The sequence below is a fragment of the Devosia sp. genome, from assembly GCF_036406155.1.
Lineage (GTDB): Bacteria > Pseudomonadota > Alphaproteobacteria > Rhizobiales > Devosiaceae > Devosia_A.
The window spans coordinates 73,513-79,913 of record NZ_DASWVV010000074.1; the positions used below are offsets into that span (position 1 = coordinate 73,513).

The window sequence follows — 6,401 nt, forward strand, 5'->3', positions numbered from 1 at the left end:
CCGTTGTTTTTTCGTCTTAAGCCGAACGTCTAAATGGAGAAACCGGGGGCCTTTTGGCATGGTCCGGCCGTTGCTGATCAACGGGAGGCCGATGCATGGCATCGCTTAACGCCATCGCTAAGAAGCTCGTGGAGCCCGGCAAAGGCATTCTCGCCGCCGACGAATCCGAGCCGACGATCGCCAAGCGCTTCGCCAAGATCGGGCTGCCTTCGACCGAGGAGCTGCGCCGCGACTATCGCGAGATGCTGTTCCGCGCCCGCGAGGCGATGACCAGCTACATTTCCGGCGTCATCCTCACCGAGGAGACGCTGCTGCAGCACGCCGCCGACGGCACCGCCTTCCGGGCGATGCTCGCCGACTGCGACGCCATTCCCGGCATCAAGGTCGACAAGGGCACCTTCCCCATGCCCGGCGACACCGGCGAAAAGCTCACCCAGGGCCTCGACGGGCTGCGCGAGCGCCTCGCGCGCTATGCCTCCCTCGGCGCCGGCTTCGCCAAGTGGCGCGGCGTCATCACCATTTCTGCCACCGCCCCGACCCGCAACAACATCCGCGCCAACGCCCACGCGCTGGCCCGCTACGCCATTCTGTGCCAGGAAGCCGGGATCGTGCCGATCGTCGAGCCGGAGGTCATCGGCGACGGCGAACCGGGCGACCACAGCATCGACCGCTGCGAGGAGGTGACGGGCGAGACGCTCGAGGCGGTGTTCCAGGAATTGCGCCTCGCCGGCGTCGACCTGTCCGGCATGCTGCTCAAGCCCAACATGGTCCTGCCCGGCACCCGGGCCCAGCAGAGGGCCGAAGTCGACGAGGTCGCCCGCCGCACCGTCGACACCATGCTGCGCTACGTCCCCGCTGCCGTACCCGGCATCGCCTTCCTCTCCGGCGGCCAGAGCGATGAAGAGGCGACCGCCCACCTTTCCGCCATGAACAAGATCGAGGGCCTGCCCTGGCGGCTCACCTTCTCCTACGGCCGGGCGCTGCAGAATGCCGCCCTGATGCTGTGGAAGGGACGCCCCGAGAACGTCAAGCTCGCGCAGGCGGCGTTTGCCCATCGCGCGCATATGAATGCCCTGGCCGCGCTCGGCCAGTGGCAGCCTGAACTGGACAAGGCTGCCTAGAGCACGATCGTCTTCCCGACGGCACCTGGGGCGCTTCCCGCAAGGGACGCGCCCCTTTCTTTGCGCTGCTGCCCGCGCGCCCGCGCCCCGACCCTGATGCTGCCAGATTCCGGCTCCAATTGAGCGCCATCGAGGCTATAAGGACGGCCATGGCCCCACAGATCTTTCTCATCGCCCCCGTCGACGCCGACGCCGCTTCGTTCGTCGCCAGCCTCGAGCGCAGCCGCGCGCGGGCGGCGTTCGCCGCCCTGCTGCTGCCGCGCGGCAGCCGCCCGGAGAACGCCTACAAGGATTTCGTCAAGGCCGTGGCCCCCGTGGCCCAGGCCGCCGGCAGCGCCGTGCTCATCGAGGGCGAACCCGGGCTGGTGCGCACGCTCGGCGCCGACGGGCTGCACGTCACCGCCGGCGCCGCCGCCACCCGCGATGCCATCGCCGCGCTGCAGCCGGCCAACATCGTCGGCGTCGGCAACGTCCACACCCGGCACGACGCCATGACGCTGGGGGAACTGGGCGCCGACTACCTGCTGTTCGGCCCGCTGACCGGTCATCTGGACGCGGCCGAGCGCGCGCTGGCGCAATGGTGGGCACAGACCATGGAAATCCCCAGCGTCCTTTCCGACCCGGACGCCGGCCTCGCCGATTTCGACGCCGGCGCCTGCGAGTTCATCGGCCTCGGCACGGCCCGGCTGGAGGAACACGCATGAGGTCGCTGCGACGGCGCGCCGCGCTCGCCGCACTGCTGGCCGCCGCTTGCCTCCCCGCCGCTGCCCAGCCGCAGCCCGGCGCGGAAGCGCAGCCGGAAGGGGTCCCCTTCCAGCTCGAGGAACTGCCCATTCCGGTGGCGCCGGTGCTGCCGCCTGCCGACCCCAACGCCGACGCCCTCGCCATCAGCAAGGAAGTGTTCGGACCGCGGCTGCGCGTCGATGCCGCCTTCGGCGCCTTCCAGCGCGGCTTCTTCCTGACCGCCCTGAAGCTGGCCCGGCCCCGCGCCGAGGCGGGCGACGCGGCCGCCCAGACATTGGTCGCCGAGATCTACGCCAAGGGCCTCGGCGTGCCCGAGAACCTGCCGCTGGCCTCCGGCTGGTACGCCCGCGCCAGCGAGAACGGCGACGTGCTGGCGACTTTCGAGCTGGCGCTGATGTACCAGGAAGGCCGCGGCGTGCCCAGGAACCGCGCCCGGGCCGCCGAACTGTTCGCCCTCGCCGCCGCGCGCGGCAGCGTCCCGGCAAAGTACAATCTCGGCCTGCTGCATATCGAGGGCACGTACGCGGCGCCCGACCTCGGCCGGGCCGCGGCACTGATAGGGGAGGCGGCCGAAGCCGGCATGGCCGAGGCGCAATACGACTACGGCACCATGCTCATCGAAGGCGCCGGCGTGGCGCCGAACCCCAGGGAGGGCGCCGCCCAGATCGGACGCGCCGCCGAGCAGGGGCTGACGGCGGCGCAGGTCGATTACGCCACGCTGTTGTATCTGGGCAAGGGCGTGCCGCGCGACCTCGGCGAGGCGGTGCGCTGGTACGCCCGCGCGGCCGAAGCCGGCGATCCGGTGGCCCAGAACCGCTACGCCAAGCTGCTCGCCGCCGGCGAGGGCGTCGCCCCCGACCTCGAAGCGGCGGCGATGTGGCGCGCCCTGGCGCGCCGCCAGGGCCTGACCGACCCCGTGCTGGACCAGTTGCTCGCCGCCATCCCCGCCGCGACACTGGCCCGGGCGGAGGAGCGGGCCCGGTTCTGGCCCACGCCACCGCCCGGCGGCACGGCGGCACCGCCGCGCTGAAAGGCAAGCTACTTGAACGCCACCCCGTTCTGGGGCACAAGCCTGCCAATCCTTCCATTGCCGGCGCCGGCCTTCGGCGCGAACCCGCAGAGCCCTTCCATGTTCGACAGCGACGGCCAGATCATCCTCCCCGGCGGCGGCCTCCGGCACCAGGGCCGCGGCCTCGCCTGCCGGCGGCGGGCGGCCTAGGCCATGCGCTCGGCCCTGCTCAACATCATGGTGCAGGCGGCGACCAAGGCCGCTCGCTCGCTCACCCGCGACTTCAACGAGGTCGAGAACCTGCAGGTATCGCGCAAGGGCCCGGCCGATTTCGTGTCGCTGGCCGACAAGCGCGCCGAGCAGATCGTCTTCGACGAGTTGCGCAAGGCGCGGCCGACCTACGCCTTCCTCATGGAAGAACGGGGCGAAGTGGCCGGGACCGACGGCCAGCACCGCTGGATCGTCGACCCGCTCGACGGCACCACCAACTTCCTGCACGGCATCCCCGTCTTCGCCGTCGCCATCGCACTTGAGCGCAACGGCGAGATCGTTGCCTCCGTGGTGCTCAATCCGGCGATGGACGAACTCTACACCGCCGAGAAGGGGGGCGGCGCCTGGCTCAACGACCGCAAGCGCCTGCGCGTCGGCGGACGCAAGCACCTTGCCGACTGCGTCATCTCGACCGGCATCAACTCGCGCGGCTCCGCCGGCGACGTGCGGCAGCTGCGCCAGCTCGCCCAGGTCGCCCCGGCGGCGGCCGGCATCCGCCGCACCGGCTGCGCCGCCATCGACCTCGCCTGGGTCGCCGCCGGGCGCTTCGATGCCTTCTGGGAGGACCAGTTGCAGCCCTGGGACATCGCGCCCGGCTGGCTGCTGCTGCGCGAGGCGGGCGGCACGATGAGCGACTTCGCCGGCAAGCCGGGCAGCATCTGGAACGGCCAGGTGATCGCCGGCAACGAGGACGTGCACGGCCAATTGCTCAAGGTGATCAAGGCAGTCCCCTGAGCCGGGCGGCCCCGCTGCAGCCGGCAAGCCATTGTCACGCCTCTTTGGGGTGACTAAGCTTGCCCGGCTTTCGATCGAACCGGGGCTTGAGCCGTGTCGCAGAGTTACGACCCCTATCACCTCGCCAGCCCGACGATCTACCTCGTCAAGATCATCATCTTCCTGGTGCTGGTGGCGCTGGTCGCGGCCATCCTGTCCAGCCAGCTCGTGCTCTTCTTCTGGGCGAACCCGTTCATCAACAGCCTGATCGTGTTCACCATGCTCGTCGGCATCGTGCTGAGCTTCCGCCAGATCATCCGGCTGTTCCCCGAGATCCGGTGGGTCAACTCCCTGCAGGACGGGCAGATTCCGCCGACCCAGCCGGTGCTGCTGGCGCCCGTCGCCGGGCTGCTGCGCGACCGCCTGGGCGAGGCGGTGATCACCCCCTCCTCGATGCGCTCGATCCTCGATGCGGTCGGCAACCGGCTCGACGAGGCCAAGGACACCTCGCGCTACCTGACCGGGCTGCTCGTCTTCCTCGGCCTGCTCGGCACCTTCTACGGGCTGCTCGAGACGGTGACCTCGGTGGCCTCCACCATCCAGGCGCTGGACGCTACCGGCGGCGACACCGCTAGCCTGTTCACCGACCTCAAGCAGGGGCTGGCGGCGCCGCTCGGCGGCATGGGCACGGCCTTTTCGGCCTCGCTGCTCGGCCTCTCCGGCTCGCTCATCCTGGGCTTTCTCGACCTGCAGACCAGCCAGGCGCAGAACGCCTTCTACACCGATCTCGAGGACTGGATGACCTCGATGACCGAGCTCGACCACCCGATGACCATGATGCAGGCCTCCGGCCTGGGTGTCTCCGGCGACGAGATGCAGGCGATGATCGAGCGGCTCGGGACCACCATGCAGAGCTCGAATTCGTCGCAGAACGCCATCCGCGCCATGGCCGAACTCGCCCGCGGCATCGACGGGCTGGTCAAGCACATCCGCGCCGAGCAGGCCGACCTCAGGATCCATATCGAGGAGCAGGGCGAGACCAACCGCAAGCTGCGCGACCTGATCGAGGCCATGCTGCGCGAGGGCGAGAGCGAGCGGCGGTCGCGCTAGGAGAAGACGCCGATGGCCATCCCCTCGACCCGCTCCCGCCGTTCCCAGGTCATCAACTACTGGCCCGGCTTCGTCGACGCGCTGTCGAGCCTGCTGCTGGTCATCATCTTCCTGTTGAGCCTGTTCATGCTGGCGCAGTTCTTCCTCAACCAGGAAATCCTGGGCAAGGACACCGCCATGTCGCGGCTCAACTCGCAGATCGCCGAGCTCACCGAGCTGCTGCAGCTCGAGCGCGCCAATTCGAGCGACCTCGAGAGCACCATCGCGACGCTGACCGCGACGCTGTCCACCACCCAGGGCGAGCGCGACGGCCTCGCCGCGCAACTGGCCGGGGCCGGCGCCGGCTCCGGCGAGAAGGACGCCCGCATCGCCGGGCTCGAAGCCGACCTGCAGGCCGAACAGGATCTCTCGCGCGACGCCGCCGCGCAGGTGGCCCTGCTCAACCAGCAACTCGCCGCGCTGCGCACCCAGATCGCCGCGCTGGAGCAGGCGCTGGACGCCTCGGAGGCCCGCGACGCGGCGAGCCGCACGCAGATCGCCGACCTCGGCCGCAGGCTGAACCTGGCGCTGGCGCAACGCGTGCAGGAACTCAACCGCTACCGCTCCGACTTCTTCGGCCGGCTGCGCCAGATCCTCGAGGGACGCGCCGACGTGCAGGTTGTCGGCGACCGCTTCGTGTTCCAGTCCGAGGTGCTGTTCGAGCCCGGCGTCGCCGACGTCTCGGCCGAGGGCCTGCCCGGGCTCGAGGCGCTGGCCGAGGCCATCCTGCAGCTCGAGCAGGAAATTCCGCCCGAGATCGACTGGGTGCTGCGCATCGACGGCCACACCGACAAGCGGCCGATCTCCAACCTGCAATTCCCCTCCAACTGGGAACTGAGCGCGGCACGCGCCATCTCCGTGGCCAAGTACCTGGTGCAGCGCGGGGTGGCGCCCAACCGCCTCGTCGCCGCCGGCTTCGGTGAGTTCGCCCCGATCGATCCGGGCGACACCGAGGAAGCCTATCGGCGCAACCGCCGCATCGAGTTCAAGCTGACCGAGGGCTGAGCAGCCGGGGGGCCGCTTCGCCTCCGCCGCCGCGCTGCCCCTCGCCTTTCCGGCACGCGAATGCGCCGCCCGGGCTTTTGGCCTTACGGTTTCGCCTCTGTTCTTCCGCCGCCTCCCTTGTCGAGAGAAGCGGCCCCGGCGAGGCGGTCGCCTCGGAGCGGGTAGTCCGCAAAAGGGTGAGGCTGGCGCCTCGCCGGAGCGGCCGGGTGGTGTGGAGCCGGCCCGTTACGGTTGTGCGGTCACGCATCAAGGTTTCGCCGCATCGCTTCCGGCCAGGGCCCTGCCGCTGCCGGCGGGGGCCCTGCCTTCGGCAGCCGGGCAGCGGCTGCCAGTGTCGCGAGGCGACCGAGCGTATCGGTCACCCGTCCCGTCACGGACCGGCCTGGCCG

Annotated in this window: 6 protein-coding genes; all 6 read left to right on the forward strand. The window is 70.3% G+C overall.

Going from position 1 to position 6,401, the window contains the following annotated elements; genetic code table 11:
- Window positions 1–95 precede the first annotated feature (95 nt).
- The gene (locus tag VGD93_RS04990) at window positions 96–1,121 is read left to right on the forward strand and encodes a class I fructose-bisphosphate aldolase (protein WP_395009788.1); all 1,026 of its coding nucleotides are present in this window, start codon (window positions 96–98) and stop codon (window positions 1,119–1,121) included.
- A gap of 149 nt (window positions 1,122–1,270) precedes the next feature.
- Complete coding sequence (locus VGD93_RS04995; RefSeq protein ID WP_395009790.1) at window positions 1,271–1,825, forward strand: thiamine phosphate synthase; 555 nt, start codon at window positions 1,271–1,273, stop codon at window positions 1,823–1,825.
- Window positions 1,822–2,895, forward strand: a complete 1,074-nt coding sequence (locus tag VGD93_RS05000; protein ID WP_395009792.1) for a tetratricopeptide repeat protein — start codon at window positions 1,822–1,824, stop codon at window positions 2,893–2,895. The genes VGD93_RS04995 and VGD93_RS05000 overlap by 4 nt, the downstream gene beginning before the upstream one ends.
- Before the next feature lie 192 nt (window positions 2,896–3,087).
- Window positions 3,088–3,879, forward strand: coding sequence for an inositol monophosphatase family protein (locus VGD93_RS05005; RefSeq protein ID WP_395009794.1), 792 nt, complete (start codon window positions 3,088–3,090; stop codon window positions 3,877–3,879).
- Window positions 3,880–3,972: 93 nt separating this feature from the next.
- Entirely contained in the window at window positions 3,973–4,968 is a 996-nt protein-coding gene (locus VGD93_RS05010; RefSeq protein WP_395009796.1) for a flagellar motor protein MotA, read from the forward strand.
- Window positions 4,969–4,980: 12 nt separating this feature from the next.
- Window positions 4,981–6,012: a peptidoglycan -binding protein gene (locus tag VGD93_RS05015; protein ID WP_395009798.1), complete on the forward strand. Its 1,032-nt coding sequence runs from the start codon at window positions 4,981–4,983 to the stop codon at window positions 6,010–6,012.
- The last annotated feature ends 389 nt before the right edge of the window (window positions 6,013–6,401 follow it).

What these genes read in the sequence shown, in the direction of transcription:
- VGD93_RS04995 (WP_395009790.1), top strand. Translation starts at nt 1,271, where the DNA reads ATGGCCCCACAGATCTTTCTCATCGCCCCCGTCGACGCCGACGCCGCT.
- VGD93_RS05000 (WP_395009792.1), top strand. Translation starts at nt 1,822, where the DNA reads ATGAGGTCGCTGCGACGGCGCGCCGCGCTCGCCGCACTGCTGGCCGCC.
- VGD93_RS05005 (WP_395009794.1), top strand. Translation starts at nt 3,088, where the DNA reads ATGCGCTCGGCCCTGCTCAACATCATGGTGCAGGCGGCGACCAAGGCC.
- VGD93_RS05015 (WP_395009798.1), top strand. Translation starts at nt 4,981, where the DNA reads ATGGCCATCCCCTCGACCCGCTCCCGCCGTTCCCAGGTCATCAACTAC.
- VGD93_RS04990 (WP_395009788.1), top strand. Translation starts at nt 96, where the DNA reads ATGGCATCGCTTAACGCCATCGCTAAGAAGCTCGTGGAGCCCGGCAAA.